Annotated in this window: 13 protein-coding genes; all 13 read left to right on the forward strand. The window is 43.2% G+C overall.

Translation table 11 applies throughout. The annotated features are described in order from the left end of the window. The first annotated feature begins 86 nt into the window (after positions 1 to 86). The 13 genes from MWU84_RS08280 (at position 87) to MWU84_RS08340 (ending at position 21881) form a co-directional block, all read left to right on the forward strand. Positions 87 to 3134, forward strand: coding sequence for a TonB-dependent receptor (locus MWU84_RS08280; protein ID WP_246900524.1), 3048 nt, complete (start codon positions 87 to 89; stop codon positions 3132 to 3134). Between the two features lie 19 nt (positions 3135 to 3153). Further along, entirely contained in the window at positions 3154 to 4965 is a 1812-nt protein-coding gene (locus tag MWU84_RS08285) for a RagB/SusD family nutrient uptake outer membrane protein (protein WP_246900526.1), read from the forward strand. A gap of 115 nt (positions 4966 to 5080) precedes the next feature. Then, on the forward strand, positions 5081 to 6883 hold the full coding sequence (locus MWU84_RS08290; RefSeq protein ID WP_246900528.1) for an FAD-dependent oxidoreductase: 1803 nt from the start codon (positions 5081 to 5083) through the stop codon (positions 6881 to 6883). Further along, positions 6880 to 7998, forward strand: coding sequence for a hypothetical protein (locus tag MWU84_RS08295; RefSeq protein WP_246900530.1), 1119 nt, complete (start codon positions 6880 to 6882; stop codon positions 7996 to 7998). The genes MWU84_RS08290 and MWU84_RS08295 overlap by 4 nt, the downstream gene beginning before the upstream one ends. A 33-nt stretch (positions 7999 to 8031) precedes the next feature. Then, positions 8032 to 9699: a sodium:solute symporter family protein gene (locus MWU84_RS08300; RefSeq protein ID WP_246900532.1), complete on the forward strand. Its 1668-nt coding sequence runs from the start codon at positions 8032 to 8034 to the stop codon at positions 9697 to 9699. Between the two features lie 47 nt (positions 9700 to 9746). Continuing rightward, entirely contained in the window at positions 9747 to 12035 is a 2289-nt protein-coding gene (locus MWU84_RS08305; RefSeq protein WP_246900534.1) for an FAD-dependent oxidoreductase, read from the forward strand. Between the two features lie 14 nt (positions 12036 to 12049). Then, positions 12050 to 14011 carry a glycoside hydrolase family 97 protein gene (locus MWU84_RS08310; protein WP_246900536.1) on the forward strand — a complete coding sequence of 654 codons (1962 nt, stop codon included), beginning with the start codon at positions 12050 to 12052 and terminating at the stop codon, positions 14009 to 14011. Positions 14012 to 14021: 10 nt separating this feature from the next. Beyond that, entirely contained in the window at positions 14022 to 16340 is a 2319-nt protein-coding gene (locus MWU84_RS08315) for a glycoside hydrolase family 2 TIM barrel-domain containing protein (protein ID WP_246900537.1), read from the forward strand. Positions 16341 to 16385: 45 nt separating this feature from the next. Next, positions 16386 to 17825, forward strand: coding sequence for a sulfatase (locus tag MWU84_RS08320; RefSeq protein WP_246900538.1), 1440 nt, complete (start codon positions 16386 to 16388; stop codon positions 17823 to 17825). A 16-nt stretch (positions 17826 to 17841) separates the two neighbouring features. Next, a complete protein-coding gene (locus MWU84_RS08325; RefSeq protein WP_246900539.1) occupies positions 17842 to 18042 on the forward strand; it encodes a hypothetical protein in 201 nt (66 codons plus the stop codon). A gap of 56 nt (positions 18043 to 18098) precedes the next feature. Further along, positions 18099 to 19208 carry a glycoside hydrolase family protein gene (locus MWU84_RS08330; protein ID WP_246900540.1) on the forward strand — a complete coding sequence of 370 codons (1110 nt, stop codon included), beginning with the start codon at positions 18099 to 18101 and terminating at the stop codon, positions 19206 to 19208. A gap of 69 nt (positions 19209 to 19277) precedes the next feature. Then, on the forward strand, positions 19278 to 20570 hold the full coding sequence (locus tag MWU84_RS08335; protein WP_246900541.1) for a family 43 glycosylhydrolase: 1293 nt from the start codon (positions 19278 to 19280) through the stop codon (positions 20568 to 20570). A gap of 12 nt (positions 20571 to 20582) precedes the next feature. Further along, positions 20583 to 21881, forward strand: coding sequence for a glycoside hydrolase (locus MWU84_RS08340; protein ID WP_246900544.1), 1299 nt, complete (start codon positions 20583 to 20585; stop codon positions 21879 to 21881). The last annotated feature ends 17 nt before the right edge of the window (positions 21882 to 21898 follow it).

The raw sequence follows: 21898 nt of genomic DNA on the forward strand, positions 1-21898 counted from the left end.
CTTGAATCTGATTTTGAAAACCATTGATGAAATACTTTGGCGTTAATTAACTCTAATTTAACATTTTAGTAATTAACTGATAACCAATGAAAAGACTCAAACTTTTAATGATGATTTTTCTGAGCTGTGGCAGCCTGCTATGGGCTCAGGAGAAAACGGTAAGCGGATCGGTGACCGATTCGCAGAATGTACCCCTTCCAGGCGTAAACGTTGTGGAAGTTGGGACCACCAACGGAACCCAAACCGATTTTGACGGAAATTATTCCCTTAGTGTAAATGCGGGGTCTTCCCTTCAGTTTTCCTATATAGGTATGGTATCCCAGACCATTGTGATAGCAGGGAAGTCCACAATTAATTTGCAGATGGAAGAAGATGCTTCCCAATTGGATGAAGTCGTAGTGGTTGGGTATGGTACCCAAAAGGCGGTAAATCTTACGGGTTCTGTAGAAACGGTAAAGGCAGAGGAAATTGCCAGACAACCAGTAGCACAGGCTTCACAGGCCTTGGCCGGTCTGGTACCCGGACTTACGGCAACACAATCCAGTGGACAGCCCGGTGAAGACGGTGCGGCCATACGTATACGAGGGATTGGAACCCTTGGTAGCGGGGCAAAGAATAATCCACTAATTTTGGTTGACGGAATTCCGGATGATATCAATGGACTTGACCCCAGTGATATAGAATCGATTTCTGTTTTGAAGGATGCCTCGGCATCCGCCATTTATGGTTCCAGAGCCGCGAATGGGGTTATTCTGATAACGACCAAGAGGGGTAAGGAAGGCAAACTGTCTACCAGCTTTAACTCTTATGTTGGTGTTCAGAGTATTGCCCAAAACCTCAAATTTTTGGATGCTCTGGGTTATATGGAAGCGTTTAATTCTGCAGAACCAGGGGCATTCTCTGAGGAAACTCTCCAAGCGTACAGAGACGGTAACGGAGTGGGTACTGAAGCTTTGCCCGATACCGATTGGGTAGATCTACTGTTTTCCTCTGCAGCCATACAGCAGTATCATAGTCTGTCCGTACGTGGCGGCTCAGAAAAACTGAAAGCGGCTACTTCAATTTCTTTTACGGATCAGGATGGAAACGTTCCGAACTTTAATTTTAAGCGATATAATGGCCGATTTAATTTGGATTACAATCTAAGTGAGAAGTTAGATCTGGCCTTCGATTTAAATTTTAGAAGGGAACTGAAAAGTCAGCCAGCCGGATTAAATCTCCTGACTAGGTCCGCATATCGTTTACAGCCCTTATTCATTGCGATTAACGACGATGGTACATATGGGTCCGGTTTTAACGGAAGTAATCCGGTAGCCCTGGCCAACTCCACGGCCTTGGACCAAACTACGAACAATTATGTTAGGGCATTGGTGAAAGCCACCTATAGGCCTTTCAATAATTTTTCTATTTCTGCTACTTATGCTCCTCAGTATTTGGATGTTGATCAAGACGATTATAGGGCAAAATATACGTATTATGACGGATCCGGAGCTCCTCCACAGGTAACAGTGGGGGAAGGTTCTTCAGAAAGTTCAGTGTATAAGGAAACATTTACTTCCTTTCAGGACAACTTTAATGCTGTTGCCAATTGGGATAAGGACTTTGGAGACCATAGTTTGTCATTATTGGCGGGATACGAATTCCTAAAGTTTAAGTCCGAGGTTTGGTCGGCCAGTAGACGGGGATTTGTGCTGGATGAATACAGAGGGTTGGACAATGGTCTTCCAGATACCCAATTAAATTCCGGAAGTTCCACATTAAATGGACTGGAATCATTATTTGGGAGGTTCAACTATGCCTACAAAAACAAATACTTATTGGAAGCAAACGTAAGGAAAGATGCTTCATCACGTTTTGCCAAAGGGTATAGATCAGCAACCTTTCCATCATTTTCACTGGGATGGGTAGTGTCCGAAGAAGGTTTTTTGAGCAATAGTGAAACTCTTAATTTCTTGAAATTTAGGGCTTCTTGGGGGCAATTGGGAAATCAATTTATTTCCTCAGGAAATAACTTTCCATATACCTCACTATTTGGCTTAGGAAATGCAAATGCCACTATTGGTGGTGTACCTGTAGTTGGCGGGGCCCAATTGGTGCTGGCCAATTCCCAATTAAGATGGGAAACCGGAGAGACACAAAACATTGGTGTAGATGCCAAGTTTTTTGGGAGTAAATTATCGTTTACCGGAGAATATTATGTGCGTAAGACAAAAGATATATTATTAGGGGTTACTATCCCAACCTCTGTAGGTTTGGAGGCTCCGGTGCAAAATGCCGGGGAGGTATGGAATACTGGTTATGACCTCTCGTTAGGATGGAACGATAACATTGGAGAGAATTTTAGATATGGATTTAACTTTAATTATTCTGATTTTGACAATGAAATCAAAAATTTAGGAGGTTTAAGCCAGTTGCCTCTCGGGAATACTATTAATCGTGTTGGTAGTGAAATTGGAGCTATTTATGGTTTAAAGGTAGAGGGATTATATCAGGAAAGTGATTTTGATACCAATGGAAATTTGAATTCAGGATTACCGGTGCCCGGATTTGGGGCTATACAGGCAGGTGATATTAAATATGCCGACGTTTCTGGACCTGACGGGGTTCCGGATGGGCAACTTACCAATGACGACCGTATGATAATAGGAAGTGATATTGCCAATAAAAACTGGGGCTTGGAACTTTTTGCCGAATATAAAGGGATCGATTTTTCAGTATCCTTTTTAGGTTCCGGAGGCAGGGATCTGGTACTTGAGGGAGATGCAGGATGGGCCTTTTACAATGCCGGGAAAATTCAAGAATGGCAGGCAGACTATTGGACGCCCACCAACACCACAGCTGCTTATCCCAGGTTGCACCCGTCCAGTGCACACCCTAATTGGCGTGTAAATGAAACTTGGATGCATGATGCTTCCTATACGCGTTTGAGAAATGTAACCCTAGGTTACCAATTGCCCAGAAACCTTGTGGACAGTATAAATATTACTAACGCAAGAGTCTATATATCCGGTCAGAATTTGGCCACTTGGGACAATATGCCGGAGGGTATTGATCCCCTGACCCCACAGTTTTCTACTGGAGCTTTCTATCCAGTTACCAAAATATTTACCATGGGTCTAAATGTTACTTTCTAATTCTATAATTTATTATAAAATGAAAAATATAAAATATATAATCGCATTTAGCATCGGTTTCCTCTTTCTTGGAGCCTGTGAAGATACTGTTTTGAACCTGGAAGATCCGGGTAGTCCAACGGACGCCACCTTCTTTAGAACCGAGGCGCAATTGGAGGTGGCCCTAACGGGAATTTATGAAAGTTTGAACTATGTGGGAAGTGTGCCGTTTCCCCAAATGCTGGACCACACTACTGATTATGCCTTCAACAGGGGTAATGTAGATGGAACGGTACCGGCCACGACTGGTGGGTTGACCTCCACAGAGGGTATTGTCAACCGATTTTGGAATAACTTTTATACGGGTATCCAAAGGGCCAATAACCTTTTGACTAATATGAACAGGGCTCAAGAGGTAACAGAACCAAGTCGTTTTGAAGAGATTAAGGCAGAAGCCCTCTTTCTAAGGGCAATTTTCTATAGTTATCTGACCGAACTTTACGGGGATGTACCCTTTAGGACAGAGGTTACCTCCTTGGAAGAGCTGGAAATAATTGCCAGAACTCCTAAGGCGGATATTGTTGCAAATATTATTCAGGATTTGGAGGAAGCGGCCAGTATTTTGCCTTTGACACAGACCGGCAACGCACGTGGAAGGGCTTCCGCAAATGCAGCAAATGCATTGATAGCGCGTATCGCGCTTTACAACAACCAATTTGCTCTGGCCGAAAGCGCAGCCTTGAAGGTGATGCAATCGGATGAAAAACCGAGCTTATTTCCCAATTATGAAACTTTGTTTTCCGATGAGGGAGTGGGTTCTTCCGAAGTACTCTTGGATATGTCCTATACCACAGGAACTAAAACCCATGGATTGTCACAAAGGCAAGGCAGTAGGTTTGGTGGCTGGTGTCAATTGGTGCCCGCGCAACAAACCGTGGATAGTTACGAGACGATCAACGGGCTGCCTATTGATGAAGACCCCGATTATGATCCGGCCAATCCATTTGAAAATAGAGATCCAAGACTGGCGGCCTCAATAGCATTGCCCAATAACGTATGGACAGGACACATTATACAACAGCACAGCGATAGTATTGCTACCTGGCGAGTAGAGAATGGAGTGAAGATAGAAAGGGTTTTTAATCCGAACGCTGCCAATCCAGGCGGCCGGAAAGTAGTGGATCCTTATGACGGTACCGAATATGTTGCCGGAGGGGCCAATAGATTTACCTCTTTTACCGGGTATTTTTGGAAAAAATTCTCTGATGCCCCTACTTTGCTAGGTGCACTTTCTGGGGGCCCCAGTCCGCTTAATTCTGAGGAGACCATTTATTTAATTCGTTATGCCGAAGTGTTATTGAATTATGCGGAAGCAAAAATAGAGGCAGGAACCATAGATGCCACTGTATTGGATGCAATCAATGAGGTTAGACAAAGAGCCTACAACAATAGTGGAATCACCTATCCGGCGGTAACGACCACGGATCAGGCCGAGCTTAGAAAAATAATTAGAAGGGAGCGCAAAGTGGAACTTGCCGATGAAGGATTGAGATTATTCGACATTAGGAGATGGGGCATAGCCGATAAGCTGATGAATACGACCCTTCTAGGTGGTCCGGCCAATGGATTCAGTAAAATTGGAGGGGAACTTGGATTTGTACCCGATATTGATGAAGATGGCTTTATTTCTTATGATGGAGCACCTACCATGCCCAGGGTAGAGTTGGGTAATTTGGATTTTAGGGAAGTGGAAGTAAGGACGTTTGACGCTGGGAAGCATTATTTATGGCCTATTCCCCAGGCCGAAGTTGATGCCACTGGTGGAGTAGTAACCCAAAATCCCGGATATTAATAAATAATACTGAGTTAGATAGTTTGTTTTTGTTAGTTTTAGAAATAGGGGGCAGTTTACTGTCCCCTATAATTATCAAAAAACAAAGACATAGCATTTAAAAAAAACAGAAGTTATGACGCATTCCCATAAAATATTGTTGGTACTTGGCTTATTTTTTTGCATTGCTTCCATCAAGTCGCAAAACTTATTGGTTGAGGCCGAAAGCTTTGAAAACCCTGGTGGGTGGGTCGTGGACCCACAATTTGTTGAACAGATGGGCTCGCCATACCTCATGGCCCATGGAATGGGAGAGAAGGTAAAGAATGCCACTACCAAGGTGAGTTTTGATAAAGCGGGACAATACCATACCTGGGTGCGTACCATGAATTGGGCGCCCGGCGATTGGGAGGCGCCCGGCAAGTTTAGGTTGAAGGTGGCCAATGAAGTGTTGGAAAAAACCTTGGGGCGGCGTTCTGGTTGGGGATGGGAATATGTTGGCCTGGCCAACATAGATAAAGCAAAAAAAGTCCCTCTGGAACTAATAGACCTCACCGGTTTTAATGGTAGATGTGACGCTATTTATTTTTCGACCACTAAGGAGGAGCCTCCCACTTCCCCTAAAAAATTGGCGGAGTGGAGAAAAACGGTTAAGTCGGAAACCAATGGCCCTGAAGAAACCAAAACCTATGACCTGGTTGTCGTTGGTGGTGGTATTGCAGGCTGTGCCGCTTCCATAGCAGCAGCAGAACAAGGGCTAAAGGTGGCCCTTATTCATGATCGGCCCCTTTTGGGAGGTAATGCCAGTAGTGAGATCAGAGTACATACAGAGGGAATCTATGGAAATTTTGAGAGGATTTTGAAAATGTTGGATACTGAGCATTACCCCAATGGGCATGTTGATGCTGAAATAGATCAAGAAAAAAGGGACAATAATGTAAAGAGTTATGATAATATCGATTTGTTTCTGAACTGGAGAGCCTATGATGCCAAGGCGGAGAACAATATCATTAAGTACGTCGATGCCCGCCAAACGGCTACGGGCGAAAGAAAGAGGTTTACCGCACCCTATTTTGTGGATTCTACAGGTGACGGCTGGATCGGATTTTGGTCAGGAGCGGAATTTTCCTATGGTCGCGAGAGTGCTGATACCTATGGTGAGACTTGGGAAGAACATGGGGAGCTGTGGAGTCCAAAAGTACCGGACAATGCCGTTATGGGATCATCCGTTCTTTGGGGTTCCAAAGAAATGGAGTCGCCACAGGAATTTCCCGAGGTGCCTTGGGCCATGCCGGTTGCAAAAGACTATTCAAAAGTAAAAGGGGAGTGGCAATGGGAATTTAGTAGAAACGACCTTAGCCAAATAGAGGATGCCGAAGAGATTAGGGACCATATGTTAAGGGCCATATACGGATCCTTTAGCAATGCCAAAAAAGAACCGGAAAATGTAAATCGTAAATTGGAATGGGTTTCTTATTTGGTAGGTAAGAGGGAGTCTAGAAGGCTTGTAGGTGATCACATCTTTACCTTTAAGGATGCAGTGAACGAAATTAAATTTCCCGATGCCGTAGTGGTTGAAAAAAGGGCTATAGATGTGCATTATCAAACCATCTTGGAAGATGAAAGGAATCCGGATTTTATTTCAGAAGCTTTGTTTTACAGGGGTATTCAATATTATATTCCTTATAGAAGCCTTTATTCCAAAAACATAAATAATCTGTTTATGGCAGGTCGGAATTTTAGTTGTTCCCATATAGGTCTGGGCGGTCCAAGGGTAATGAGGACCACAGGGCAAATGGGGGCCGCAGTTGGCTTTGCCGCTTCACTTTGTAAAAAGTATGACGTAAATCCTAGGGATATTTATAAAGGATATCTACCAGAGTATTTGGAGCTGATAGAAGAACAGAAATATAGAAAAATTCCAGAATCCAAAAAATGAAGCTTGTAAAGGCATTCCTTTTCATGTTGGTTGTTTGTTTGGGGCGTGCCCAGTTCCCATTGCCCGTTCCTACCTTGAACGGGGTGCAGGAGGGTATTATGGACAGGCCTCCCGAATTTTATACAATGGGTTGGGAAAAAGGCCTCCAATTGGTAGCACGGGAAACAGGAATGTTCATAGAAGTAGATTCCATAGGCCAACAGGATATAGCACTTTTGGAAGACCGGGAACAGCAGCCAGTGTTGTATACCTCCGAAATTGAAACTCCCGTCTGTGCCGATGGGGAATGCAAGCTAATGCACATAAGGTTGTATTGGACTTTGTTGGGAGATTATGCCGGTTTTGACCGATATCCGCAACAACCGCTTACAAAACATGATCATGATGAATTTGTACAGGCAGATTATTTAAAATTACATCAGTTGCTTTTGGATGACAAATCGATCTTTAGACAAAGAAAAATTGATGAATTGGTAAAGAAACCCAGCCCTTCCGATCACGGGGATGTTGATGCGTTGTCCGGGGCAACGATTGCCGAAGTGAAGGAGAGCGTTGTTTCGGGAGCACTTTACTCATGTTATGTGGCATGGCATCTGGTTCACGGAGAAATATCCGGGAAACTCAAGGAACATACACTGGCCCTTTTGGACAAGGAGCTGATTTTAAGGATGCTACAAAACGACGACCCAGATTATCAGATGTTCGCCCTGGAAAAACTAGATAAAGTGGAGTACCTGGGTCATCTTGAGAGGTTGGCGGGTATTTTTAAATCCAGTATTCCTCTGGTGCGGGGCTATATCATTAAAAACTTACCAGAGGAATTTTGGAGAGACCCTGCTGTCCAGGTTCCTTTTTGGGATGCTTTTTCAACAATAGATATCAACAGTAGATCCTTAATGCTGGAGCATCTGGAGGAGGCTCCCAAATCCAGTATAGTAGATATTTCCATTAAATTGGGAAGTATGACCAAAAATCAATTACGGGCATTTTTGGACTTTTTGGCTGAAAGGAATAATGAAGGTGAAATAATTGAAAACCTGAAGGTTTTTGCCAATAGGGATAATGAAGTATATGCCTATTTGGTGTTACAATTTTTAGAGGGTTATAAACAATAAGTTGTTGCATTTGCGACATCTAAAAAATAACGAATGAGTAAGATAGATATTGGGGTAATTATAGTTTTCACCCTGCTTGTTTTTATTTGTGGGTTAAGCTTTTCCAAATCCGGAAAGAACATGAAATCCTTTTTTGCAGCAGGGGGTGCCCTGCCTTGGTGGATGAGTGGTCTGTCTTTGTTTATGAGCTTTTTCTCTGCCGGTACTTTCGTGGTCTGGGGATCCATTGCATATAGCAGTGGATGGGTGGCCATTACCATCCAGTCTACCATGTGTATAGCCGGACTTATTATTGGCTTTTTTATTGCCCCAAAATGGCAGAAGACCAAGGCCCTGACTGCAGCAGAATTTATAACGGATCGTTTGGGGTATGGTACCCAAAAAATATATACTTATTTGTTTCTTCTTATTTCATTGTTTACCACCGGAGCCTTCTTGTACCCCGTGGCAAAAATTGTTGAAGTATCTACCGGTATTCCTATTGGGACCAGTGTAATAGTCCTAGGCGTGCTAATCCTAATTTACACGGCCGTTGGTGGTTTATGGGCGGTGATTGTAACTGACGTGCTGCAATTTGTGGTTCTCACAGCAGCCGTATTGATCGTGGTTCCCCTTTCCTTCGACAAGATAGGGGGAATGGATAATTTTGTTTCCCAAGCTCCTGAAAACTTCTTTGCGCTTGTTAATGAAGAGTATTCCTGGGGGTTTATGATTGCTTTCGGACTCTACAATCTCTTTTTTATTGCAGGCAACTGGGCATATGTGCAACGCTATACGAGTGTGGCCACGCCCAAGGATGCAAAAAAGGTAGGGTGGCTCTTTGGCGCGTTATATTTGATAAGTCCATTGGTCTGGATGTTACCACCCATGATTTATCGGGTGCTAAATCCGGAATTGGATGGTCTGGCAGATGAAGGGGCTTATCTGCTGATGTGCAAGGAAGTGTTGCCTGTGGGGATGTTGGGACTCATGTTGGGCGGAATGGTATTTGCCACTTCCAGTTCGGTGAATACTACCCTAAATATATCGGCAGGGGTACTGGCCAATGATGTCTACAAACATTTTCGTCCAAACACCTCAGGGGATCATTTGGTCAAGGTTGGGCGTTGGTCTACTATAGCACTGGGTGTTATTACTATTATCGTTGCCCTATTGGTTCCTTATATGGGTGGGATTGTTGAGGTGGTAATGAGTGTGGCCGCCATTACCGGTGGAGCTATGTTTTTGCCCCCTATGTGGGCCTTGTTCTCCAAGTATCAGACCGGAAAAAGTGTATTGGCCATTACGATAGTTTCACTGTTAATCAATTCGTTCTTCAAATTTGTGTCCCCTAGTCTTTTGGGTTTTTCCTTGGACAGGGCCCAAGAAATGTGGCTTGGAGTAGGGGTTCCTGTTGTGATGCTATTTTTTTTCGAGCTCTACGCCAGGACTAAGAATGCTGGGTTTTCACAGTACACGGATTACCAAGTATTAGTTGCGAAAAAGGCCTCGGAACCAATTGAGGAAACAGGAGAAGGCAATAAACGGGGCGCAAAGGTCATCGGTATCGGTGTGGGCTCCACAGGGATTTTATTATTGATCCTGTCCTATATCGGAAAAACCGGTACTGCCCTTGTGGCCGGCATGGGGGTTTTGGTGGTATTATTAGGGACCTTCATAATTTACAGGAATTCAAAGAGTAAAAAAATACATAAGTCATAAAAATAAATGGGTTAATACTCAAAATCCAAAAAATACAGTTATACAATATGATATTAGAAAATTACAGTTCTGATAAAAGGGCAACTAAACTAGTAGCTCTAAATAGCAACCTAGTAGTGGTGGGCGGAGGCCTATCCGGTGTTTGCACGGCTATTACAGCGGCTCGTGCAGGGCTCAAAGTAGTGCTGTTGCAGGATAGACCGGTGTTAGGAGGTAATGCTTCATCGGAGGTGCGACTCTGGAGTTTGGGGGCTACTTCCCATATGGGCAACAATAACCGCTGGAGTCGCGAAGGTGGATTGATCAATGAGATTTTATTGGAGAATTTAAAGCGAAATAAAGAGGGAAACCCCTTAATTTTTGATACCGTCTTGCTCGAAAAGGTTTATGAGGAAAAGAATATTACCCTATTGTTGAACACCGCTGTCTATGAAGTGGAAAAAGGCGATGATAAAAAAATAAAAAGCGTTACCGGCTTTTGTAGTCAGAATTCCACCACCTACACAGCTACAGCACCCTTATTTTGTGATGCCTCCGGTGATGGAATCGTGGCCTTTATGTCTGGAGCCTCTTTTCGTATGGGTGCAGAAAGTAAAGAGGAATTTGATGAAGGATTTGCTCCTAATTTAGAGGACTACGGGAATTTACTGGGCCACTCCCTTTATTTTTATACAAAGGATTTGGGCAGGCCGGTGTCATACACTGCCCCGTCGTTTGCCATAAAAAATGCCGAGGAATTACCCAGAATAAAAAATTATCAATTGGGAGACCATGGATGTAAATTATGGTGGGTAGAACACGGAGGTCGCCTCGATACCATACATCAATCCGAGGATATAAAATTTGAATTATGGAAGGTGGTCTATGGAATTTGGGATTATGTAAAGAACAGTGGTAGATATCCTGAGGCGGCCAATCTTACCTTGGAATGGGTGGGTACCATTCCCGGTAAGCGTGAAAGCAGGCGCTTTGAAGGTGATTATATGTTGGCCCAAAAAGACATTGTAGAACAAAGGGATCATTATGATGCCGTGGCCTTTGGAGGCTGGGCAATGGATCTGCACCCGGCAGATGGTATATATAGCAAGCATAATTCGTGTACACAATGGCATGGCAAGGGGGTGTATTCCATTCCCTATCGGTGTTATTATTCAAAAGATCTGGATAACCTTTTTCTTGCAGGCAGAATTATAAGTGCCAGTCACGTGGCTTTCGGGTCTTCAAGAGTGATGTTGACCTGCGCCCATGGAGCGCAGGCCGTGGGCAAGGCGGCGTCTATTTGTCTTGAACAAAATTGTTTGCCACGGGACTTATCAACAAAAGAGAAGATAAAGGAACTTCAACTGGCCTTGAATAGGGATGGTCAAAGCATACCCCGATTGGAGATCCCGGACAATGAAGATCTGGCGCAACAAGCAGTTGTTAGTACGAGTTCCACTTTTCAATTTAAGGGGTTTAATCCTGGAAATGATTGGCAGACACTTACGTTTGGAACTGCACAATTGTTGCCTTTAAAAGCCAATGAGTATTATAGTTTTGAATTTGAGGTGGAAGCGGAGGAAGGGACAAGCGTGGAAGTACAATTGAAAAGCAGTATTGCCCACACCCATTTTACTCCTGATTATGTTGTTGATAGTCAAATATTTCAAATAAAAAAAGGAAAACAAAAGCTTGTATTCCAGACCACAAAGGTACAAAAAACCAAACACTACGCTTACTGTTGTATCATGAAGAACGAAAAGGTGAAAGTAAGGCTTTCAGACGAACGTGTTACGGGGCTAATGACGGCACAGAACAAGGTGAATAAGGCAGTGTCAAATTATGGTAGACAAGATCCCCCAGCCGATATCGCCGTTGATAGTTTCGAATTTTGGACCCCGGAGAGAAGACCTGCCGGAAAGAATTTGGCATTGACACTAGATAGACCAATTGCGGCCTTTGGGGCGGACAATTTGTTGAATGGTCAGCTTAGGCCCGAATCACATGGAAAAACCAATGCCTGGGTGGCAGCAATGGACGATGAAACTCCAGAAGTAAAACTAAAATGGGAAACCCCTGTAGATCTAAAGACCATAAAGCTATTTTTCGATTCCGATTTTGATCACGCTTTGGAAACTACCCTCATGGGCCACCCGGAAGAGGTTATACCTTTCGTGGTAGCCGATTATAGGATAAAAGACGGATCAGGTAATATTCTTAAGGAAGTTACAGGAAATTATCAGGCTATAAATACCATTGAATTGGAAAAAGTAACAAGAACGGATTCACTGACTTTTGAGTTTGCCAAGAAGGAGGAAAACATACCGGTATCCTTGTTTAAAATTTCGGTTTATTAAATAAGGTGATATAAATGAAAATACCAAATAACCTTCGATTAATTGTAAATATGAGGGTTTACTTGACTCTATGCAGTGCATTGTTTTTAGTGAATTGTTCCAGCAAAACAGATCATATAGACATGGTCTATGGGCAAACGGGAACAAGCCTTTTTCAATTGAAAAACAAACAGTTGGCCTATACGGTTAAAAAGCAAGGGCAAATGGTTTTGGATACCTCCTTATTGGGTGTAAAAATAAATGGTAAAAACCTTGGAAGTAATTCTAAAATAAGCTTTCTGAGCCAAGACCAAGTAGCCGTGAAATATACGCTTAACGGTATTAAACAAATGGCCGATTATAAAGGGAACATTCATCGCTATGAGGTTACGGAAGCAGATGGGTTTAAATGGAAATTGGAATTTCAATTATCCAACGAAGGGGTGGCTTACCGCTATATCGTGCCAGGTGAGGGGAGCCAGGCCGTAATGGGTGAAGCAACTACCTTTAAATTGCCAGAAGAAACCAAGGTATGGTATTTTGAACGTGACAGTGATTGGAAGTTGAAATCGCATGCGGGAGAATGGCTTTCGGCCGACATTTCAAGAATGCCCACGGTGTCCAAGATGGGCCCCGTTCAAGGACTGACCCTTACCTGTGAACTTCCCCAAGGCGGTTATGCACTTTTGGCAGAAGCAGCACTATATAATTATAGCGGTCTGCGATTGGAAGCCATCGGAAATAACACCTTTAAGGCTAATTTCACGGAAGGCGATCAAGGTTTTGTTGTGGATGGCATTGTAACCACGCCTTGGCGTTGTATTCTCTTGGCGGATGATTTAAATGCCCTGGCAAACAATACTATGGTAGCGTCCTTAAACCCCGCTCCAGATTCGGAACTATTTGCCGATACCAGTTGGATAAAACCGGGGAAATCGGTTTGGCATTGGTGGTCGGGAAAATATGTGAATTTTGGGGAAGAGCACGATATGGTGGATGACGCCGTAGCACTGGACTTTGAATACAATATGGTAGATGACGGCTGGGAAGCCTGGGAAGACAAGTGGAAAAAAATAGCCAAGCTCTGTTCGTATGCCCAGAATAAGGGAGTAGGTATTTTTGTCTGGAAACATTCCAAAGAGATCAATTTTCCAGAAAACGATTATGCCGTTATGGGCCATTTTCTGGACAGTGTAAAGCAAGCTGGGGCCGTTGGGGTAAAGGTCGATTTTATGAACGGACAGGACAAGGACATCATCGACTTTGATGAAGCCCTGCTTAGAAAAGCGGCGGAGCGTAGACTTATGGTCAATTTTCACGGCTGCCAACAGAGTTCTGGGGAGTACCGTACTTACCCAAATGAAGTAACAAGGGAAGGAATAAGAGGTTTGGAAGTAAATCATATGCCGGAAGGCCCTTTGCCTGCTTCCCACAATGCAGCCTTGCCTTTTACCCGTTATGTTACGGGGCATGGGGATTATACTCCGCTAGGCTTCACCGAACCAGGCGAAACCTCATGGGCGCATCAATTAGGTACTCTGGTTGCCTTTTATTCCCCTTTTAATTGTATTGCCGAAAATACCCAATTTCTATTGAACAGCGGTGACCTTAATCCGGCACTTCAGTTTATAAAGGAAATACCCACTGTTTGGGATGAAACCTATGTGTTGCCCCAGAGCAAAATAGGCGAACTGGCTGCCATTGCTAGAAGAAAAGGCAATGATTGGTACTTGGGTATTTTGAGTAGTGGCAGTTCTAAAGAAATGACTGTGGACTTGAATTTTCTAAAAGACGGGGATTATAATGCAGAAATACTGGCGGACGATATTGAAGCCAAACCTATCAATTTGGAAGGATTGAACAAGGAAGCCAACCTACTCCAATGGAATTCAGCGATTCCCTTTAAGAGATTTATGGACAGGGTTTCATCCGATGGTAAGATTACCCTTCAACTGGCCGCTAATGGTGGTGCAGCCTTACGATTTGTAAAAATATAAAACTGGTATTATGACTAATTTTCAATTTCATATTTTCCTCTTGGTTTTATCCCTTATGGTTTCCTGTGATGATAATTCGACTAAAAATGAGGATGTTAACAATGGCCAAGAGCAAATATCCCTCAATGGGACATGGAAATTTATGGCATCCAACGATATTGACGAGACAGAGGTTTCTGGTTCCGATTTTGGGACATGGGATACTTTGGAAGTCCCGGGCAACTGGGACGTAGAAAATAAATATGCCCATTTTATAGGAAAAGGTTTTTATCAGCGGGAATTTAAAATTCCAGAATCATGGAAGGGCAAACAAATTAGGTTAAGTTTCGATGCTGTTTACGAAACATCTAAGGTTTGGCTAAATGGAAAATTATTGGGGAAACACGAAGGGGGCTACACGCCGTTTGAATTCAATATTACGGGACAGGTCAATTTGGGACAAACCAACTCATTGGTGGTTATGGCTGATAATACATTTAAACGCGGAGCTTGGTGGGCATGGGGGGGAATAAGTAGGGATGTAACCTTGACGGCCAACAGTGATGTTCGTATGGTATGGCAGCACATTGTCGCAATACCCGATTTTAAGACCAACAAAGTTAATTTTAAGATTACCTACAAAATCGAGAACAACTCGGATGAAGGGAAGTCGGTCCAAATTGAAGCAAACTTATCAGATTCCAAAACTGGACCCTGGCGATCCGAGACGTTTACCGCCCAGATCCCTGCACAGGCTAGCAAGGAAACCTCCATATCATTTGAAGAGGATCTGTCCGTTGTAAAATTATGGCATTTTGACCACCCTTATCTGTATCTTTTGGATAGTGAAATGTTTATCAATAATTTAAATGTACATCAACTATCGGATAAGTTCGGTATTCGGAAACTGGAAGCGGTGGGTGAGGAATTGGTGCTGAACAACGAACCTGTTCGCTTAAATGGCTTTAACCGTGTACACGATCACCGTTTGCATGGTAACACCGAACCTTACGAATTAATAGCCAACGACATTTTGGATATAAAATCCCTTGGGGGTAATTTTTCCAGAATAATGCATGCCCCTGCTTCAAAAAAGCTACTACAATTCTGCGATAGCATAGGATATATGATCATAGAGGAAATTCCAGTGTGGGGGCGAGGAGCGCCAAACGCAGTACCGAACAATCCAAGAACAAAGAAATGGTTGAGTGAAATGATTACTCGCGACTTTAACCATGCCAGTGTAGTGGGTTGGAGTATGGGCAATGAAATTGGCAATTCGGAAGAGAGCTGGGAAGATATGACGATGACGTCTGAACAATACAATTATGTAAACGATATGTTGGACCATGTGAGCGGCTTGGATTCTACCCGCTTAAAAACCTATGTAAGTTTTACTTCCCATCTTCCCTTGGCAAAAATAGGCAACGAGCCCTATGAAAAGTTAGATTTGCTATGTATGAACTCTTATGGGGAAACTTATGAAAAAGTAAACAGGGCCCATCGTAAATTTCCTGGTAAACCCATTTTTATTTCTGAAATAGGAGACAATCAAATAGGATTGACCCCAGATTCAAAACTGACGGATAGACTTGTTGACGAATTGGAAAAAATACGTAAACTACCTTTTGTAGTAGGGTCTTCATTGTGGACGTACAACGATTATCGCAGCAACTATAAAAATACGCCCCCATCAGAGAATAGGGCTTGGGGCGTGGTGGATGTATGGCGAAACAAAAAAAAGGCCTTTACACAAATTCAAGATATTTATGCACCGGTCCAAACATTAACATGTTCCTTGAGCGAAACAGAGTTGACGATAAAACTTCTGCCCAGAAAAAAACAGGATGTTCCGTCTTTTATTCTCAATGGCTATGTATTAAGATACCAGTTGTTTGATGGAAAAGGGGCAACTATTTCTGAAGGAACCATAGAACTACCTACAATCAAACCCGGCGATACTGCATTGAATTTTGATCTAAAAAATGAACAGAACGCCAAAGGTATTAGGGTTGCCTTATTATCCCCAATGGATATTGAAGTTAAAACCTCTAGCTGTTATGGCAGTCAGGACATCTTGAACAGAGAGGATATAGTGGTAGCATCGAATGTGCCGGCCATAGAATTTTTGGGGAGACAGGGGGAGAGTGTTGGCCTCGGTTATTCGGTGAGTGAAAGGGATTCCGTGTTTACTATTAGGTATGGGAACAGTGCGGATAATCTTTCGGAAGAAATAAATACCGAGCTTAAAGGGGCCATTAAAATTCCCTGGCCTTCTTCAGAACTGTTTTTTGTTAAAATAAAATCTGACGCTACAGAGTGGTCGGGTATCAAGGAACTTAAAAAGTAACCAACTACAAATAATAGCGCTACCGCCAGAAAAACGAATAGTAATATGAAACCGATTAGAATCCTTTGCTTAGTAATAATTTTTATTTCGAATAATTTAATGGCGCAAAACATTCCAGTGGATCGCCCCAATATTGTTTGGATTATGCTCGAGGATTGGGGGCTCGACTTGGGGTGTTACGGAACCAAGGGAATTGAGACCCCTGTTACGGATCAATTGGCAACGGAAGGTATGCGATATACCAATGCGTTTTGTACTTCCCCGGTCTGTTCCACATCCCGATCGGCAATGATCACAGGTTTTCATCAAAATTATATAGGGGCCGAACAGCATAGAACGGCAAAAGAAGATAGAAAATCTTTACCGTATGGAATTAAGCCTATGCCCTTACTTTTACAAGAGGCGGGGTACTTTACTGCCCTGATGCTCTACAACAAGACGGATGCCAATTTTAAAGGAGATCTGGGCTTTATGGGCAAGGATTGGAAAGAACGCGAAAAGGGACAGCCGTTTTTTGCTCAGATTACTTTGGGAGGAACCCATAGACAATGGAATAGGGATGCCAAAAACCCTATAGATCCGAATGATATTGAGTTACCTCCATATTATGTGGATACACCATTTGCAAGACGCGATTGGGCCAATGGCCTGGAACAAATGCAGATATGTGACCGGGAAATTGGGGATATTCTAAAACGCTTGGACAAAGAAGGCCTTTCAGAGAATACACTGGTATTCTTAATTGGAGATAACGGACGCTGCCATATTAGGGGCAAGCAGTTCTTATATGACCCCGGCTTACAAGTTCCGCTCATCATTAAATGGCCTGGCAAAGTGGCTCCAAATCAGGTGATTGAGGATATGGTACAGACCATAGACATAACCGCTACCATTTTAGAGGTTGCCGGCGCGAAACCCAAACATCCATTGCAGGGGAAAAACCTCTTTGAAGAAGCCTCAAAAAATAGGGAGTACATTTTTGCGGCAAGAGATCGGATGGGGGGAACACATGACGCAATGAGAACCATTCGCTCCAAAAAATACAAGTTGATCCATAATCTAATGCCAGAGCGGGCTTGGTTGCAATACAGTGGATACAAGGAGGATATGTACCCTATGTTGGCCGAGATGAACGTAATGTATATGGAAGGCAAGCTCAATAAGGATCAGGCAAAGTTTTTTGCACCCAATAAACCCGAGTTTGAGTTATATGACATCGAAAAAGACCCCTATGAATTGAACAATCTTGCCTATGACCTCCATTATGGCGATATAAAGGACAAATTATTGGCAGAATTGTACAATTGGAGAGAACAGATCAAGGATAAAGGGGTTTCACAAGATTTTAGGGAAGGCGGATTATCATCAAAATACCCAACCAGAACTTTGGAAGAATGGAAAGAACGTTACGAAACATGGAAACCTTGGGTGTTTCGTGAGCCAAAATCTAAAGAGAAACATCCGTTTGTAAAAAAGGATTACTGAAAAAGATACTATTACAATGCATTTAAGACTTGTCATATATAGAGCTTTACTTTTAGTGATCGGATGCTGCTCCGCCCAAGAAATGGAGATGGACACCCATGGGGAAGATTTATTTATGCTTAGTGGGGATTGGAAATTTCATGCCATTTATGGAGAAGGTTCCAATTATATAGATATATATCTACCGTCTAAAAGGATTCTAGGTATAAGGTCATAAAAAACGGCAACAGGCGAACCTCAAAAATGTAAACTACAAGTAAATATCAGAACATTATGAAAAAAATTAATTTTTTAATTCTTTTTCTCATTTTATTAATCTCCTGTAAACAGGAAAAGAAAACAGCTTCCTTGGAAGTGGAAAAATCCTCTGATTTTAAAATAGAATTTGGTAAGGTATCCCCTAAATCTGTATTTAGAAACGATAGCCTTAGTATATGGGGTGGGTCATTGGTAAAAGGCGAAGATGGTCTTTACCATATGTTTTATTCCCGTTGGCCAAAAAAACTAGGATGGGAGTGGGTAAATTACTCCGTAATCTCCCACGCGGTTTCAGAGTCTCCATTCGGTCCTTTCCAACCCAAGGACGATGCCTTACCAGATCGTGGTGCTGAATTTTGGGACGGTTCTACTACTCATAATCCTACAATACATAAGTTTAACGGCAAATATTATTTGTACTATATGGGTAATACAGGAGACAAAAAAGTTGTAAGTGTTCCCGGAAAACCGAAGATCAACTGGTTGCATAGAAACAACCAACGTATTGGGGTGGCCGTTGCTGAATCGCCCAACGGACCATGGAAACGTTTTGATAAACCAGTTTTGGATGTTTCACCCAATGAAGATGCTTATGATGCCTTAATGACCTCAAACCCTTCTGTATGCCAGATGCCAGATGGTAAAATATTGATGGTCTATAAGGCGGTAGGTAAAAAACATCCCTTACCAGGAGGTGGTCCGGTAGTACATATGGTGGCCATTGCCGACAGTCCCACTGGACCTTTCAAAAAATATCCCGATCCGGTCTTTACCTTCAAAGGTGAACGTTTTCCTGCCGAAGACCCTTATATCTGGTATCAAGACGGGAAGTTTCGGGCTATTGTAAAACGTATCAAGCATGAGGGAGGGGAAAGGAAATTTTCTTTGGTGCACTATGATTCTGAAGACGGAATTCAATGGAATAAAGCCAAAAATTTTGAGATTTCGGAACGTATCGTTACCTGGGAGAACGGACGTACCCAACAATTCACTCACTTAGAACGGCCTCAGGTGTATCGGGAAAATGGAGAACCCATAGCCCTTTTGTGTGCCGCGGATACGCTTGATGCAAACGGAGTCCGTCAATCGTTTAATCTCCAGATACCGCTAAAGATTTACAAATAAATTTGTGGGTTTGGCCTGCTGTTTTGGTGCAAAAAGAATATGATTATCAATTTTTTAAAATATGCAAACATGAAAATACCATTCGACTTAGGTACTGCCCGATTTTGCTTTGTATGGTGTGTACTGACTTTTTATGGTGGAATAGATGCGGCAAACGCACAACAAACGCCATTTCCCTATAACCTTACCGATAGTACAAAGAACCAAGAAATGAGTGAGGCGATGCGACGCGTTTTTGACAATCATCCGTCGCCGTTGAATCCTGAGAACGAACTGTATTCCCAATTTAAATACACCAAACTAAAAGGTTTTGACTATGGTGGGAAAGATGGTACTGTTACGCGACGCGACCCATCAAAAATACTCTTTGAAAATGGCAAATATTATGTTTGGTATACCAAGCGACATACGGTAGTCCCTCCAATTGGATGGAATCGGGCAGCGGAAGCCACTGATGAGATACCTTCTACCGATTGGGACCTGGCCGATATATGGTTCGCCACAAGTACCGACGGATTTACATGGGAAGAACAGGGCATAGCGGTAAAGCGACCACCGAAACCACAGCCTGGCTGGCGGGCCGTGGCCACACCGGATATTCTAAAATTCAAAGGAAAGTATTACCTCTACTATCAGTCATTCGTAGAAGCTAGTGGCTTAAGGGGCGACTACTGCCCCATTGGCATGGCGTACTCCGATTCGCCCAATGGGCCATGGAAGGTCGTGAACAAAGAAGTGCTACCCACGGGAAGCAAGGGCGCATGGGATCAATTCGCGGTTCAAGATCCCACGCCACTGGTCCACGATGGTAAGATATACATGTACTACAAATCTGCCTTTAACCGACCGGGTACGGTTTGGAGTGGTATCGGTCTGGCCATTGCCGACAATCCTCTGGGGCCATTTAAAAGGCATCCTTTAAACCCTGTTCAGAACTCGGGCCATGAAATCTGTTTCTTTCCGTATAAGGAGGGTGTGGCCTCTTTGGTCATTCGCGATGGACCTGAACATTTTACCATTCAATATGCCGAAGACTGGGTGAATTTCAAAGTTGTGGCCATTACCGAAATGATGCCGATCGGTCCGAATGCATTTATACCTGATGCCTTTTTAGATAATGGCAATGGAAGGGGAATAACTTGGGGCATTTCACATTTCAGGAATGTCAGAGGCGTCAACGGACGAACGTATTCAGAATTGGCCCGTTTCGATTGTGACCTTAGTCTTGATGTTCATGACCCCGAAATGAAGGAGCACAATAACCTTTGGCCTCCCGAAGATTACTATCGTTGGGGCCTAAGCCAGTCCCAAAGGGAAAGAATCGAAAAAACGAGCCACAACCTTATAGAAAATCATAATTGAAATATGAACGCAATGAAACTCAAAACAATTTTAACACAACTAATTATAGGCGGAGTGCTTATAAGCATAACAATTGCATGCTCCGATTCAAAACAAGAATCAAAGTCTGCGGTAACGGAAAATGCCGAGACACAGGAGCATCAAGTTTTTCCACATAAAATGCCGGAAGAAAAACCGGACTTCCCATTAAGTGCTTCGGCCGAACGAATGTTCGACTATCCCACACCAAGGGTTCAAGACAATGAACTCTATTCGCTTTTCAAGTACACCAAACTAGAAGGATTCGATTACAATGGTGGTGATGGAACTATTACCCGCCGTGACCCCTCAAGACCAATTTTTGTAGACGGAAAATATTATGTGTGGTATACCAAACGTCACACTAAAACACCACCTATTGGTTGGGACAGGGCCAAGGAAGCTACAGATGAAATACCTTCGACCGATTGGGACCTGGCCGAAATTTGGTATGCCACGAGTGCCGATGGGATCAACTGGAAAGAAGAAGGTGTAGCCATCAAAAGACCTGAAAAACCCAAACCAGGGTGGCGTTCTGTTGCTACACCGGATATTTTGGTCTGGAAAGGAAAATACTACCTCTACTACCAAGCGTTTAACGAACCAAGTGGGTTACGTGGTGACTGGTGCCCGGTTTCCGTTTCTTATGCCGATGCACCTGACGGACCATGGATACATGGCGGCGATGCTGTAATCCCATTTGGGAAAAAGGGCGAATGGGATCAAGATGCCACCCACGATCCCCAGCCCATTGTTTATAAAGGAAAAATTTACCTTTATTATAAAGCGGCCTATAATAAATGGCCCGATATTAGGGATAAATATGCGGTAGGTCACGGTCTGGCCATAGCCGAAGACCCCTTGGGACCCTTTGAAAAGCACTCCTTGAACCCCGTAATGACTTCGGGGCATGAGACCACATATTTCCCTTTTAAGGAGGGCATTGCCAATATTACCATTAAAGACGGCAATGAAAGAGAGACCGTACAATATTCTAAAGACGGAGTCAATTTTGAAATTGCCTCGGTCATTTCTTTGCCTCCAATAGCAGGTGGACCCTATGCCGCTGATATGTTTGCCGATAGTGGGAATGGTAGGGGCTTTACCTGGGGGCTATCACATTTTATTAATGCCGGTGAACCGAAAAAGGGATATTCAATTATTGCACGGTTTGACTGTGACCTTAGTCTAGACCAGCATATACCCGAATATAAGAAAACAGGGGTATGGCACAAGCCAGAAGTCTATTTTGCCCAGAAGCCGAATATCAATAATCATCCGGAGGGGCGATAACTTTTAAAGCAGTCTCT

Source organism: Arenibacter sp. F20364 (assembly GCF_023015905.1).
Taxonomy (GTDB): Bacteria; Bacteroidota; Bacteroidia; order Flavobacteriales; family Flavobacteriaceae; genus Arenibacter.

Bases quoted from the DNA above. Each gene is read 5' to 3' on its own strand.
- MWU84_RS08295 (WP_246900530.1), top strand. From the start codon at position 6,880: ATGAAGCTTGTAAAGGCATTCCTTTTCATGTTGGTTGTTTGTTTGGGG.
- MWU84_RS08320 (WP_246900538.1), top strand. From the start codon at position 16,386: ATGAAACCGATTAGAATCCTTTGCTTAGTAATAATTTTTATTTCGAAT.
- MWU84_RS08300 (WP_246900532.1), top strand. From the start codon at position 8,032: ATGAGTAAGATAGATATTGGGGTAATTATAGTTTTCACCCTGCTTGTT.
- MWU84_RS08290 (WP_246900528.1), top strand. From the start codon at position 5,081: ATGACGCATTCCCATAAAATATTGTTGGTACTTGGCTTATTTTTTTGC.
- MWU84_RS08325 (WP_246900539.1), top strand. From the start codon at position 17,842: ATGCATTTAAGACTTGTCATATATAGAGCTTTACTTTTAGTGATCGGA.
- MWU84_RS08305 (WP_246900534.1), top strand. From the start codon at position 9,747: ATGATATTAGAAAATTACAGTTCTGATAAAAGGGCAACTAAACTAGTA.
- MWU84_RS08335 (WP_246900541.1), top strand. From the start codon at position 19,278: ATGAAAATACCATTCGACTTAGGTACTGCCCGATTTTGCTTTGTATGG.
- MWU84_RS08330 (WP_246900540.1), top strand. From the start codon at position 18,099: ATGAAAAAAATTAATTTTTTAATTCTTTTTCTCATTTTATTAATCTCC.
- MWU84_RS08340 (WP_246900544.1), top strand. From the start codon at position 20,583: ATGAAACTCAAAACAATTTTAACACAACTAATTATAGGCGGAGTGCTT.
- MWU84_RS08310 (WP_246900536.1), top strand. From the start codon at position 12,050: ATGAAAATACCAAATAACCTTCGATTAATTGTAAATATGAGGGTTTAC.
- MWU84_RS08280 (WP_246900524.1), top strand. From the start codon at position 87: ATGAAAAGACTCAAACTTTTAATGATGATTTTTCTGAGCTGTGGCAGC.
- MWU84_RS08285 (WP_246900526.1), top strand. From the start codon at position 3,154: ATGAAAAATATAAAATATATAATCGCATTTAGCATCGGTTTCCTCTTT.
- MWU84_RS08315 (WP_246900537.1), top strand. From the start codon at position 14,022: ATGACTAATTTTCAATTTCATATTTTCCTCTTGGTTTTATCCCTTATG.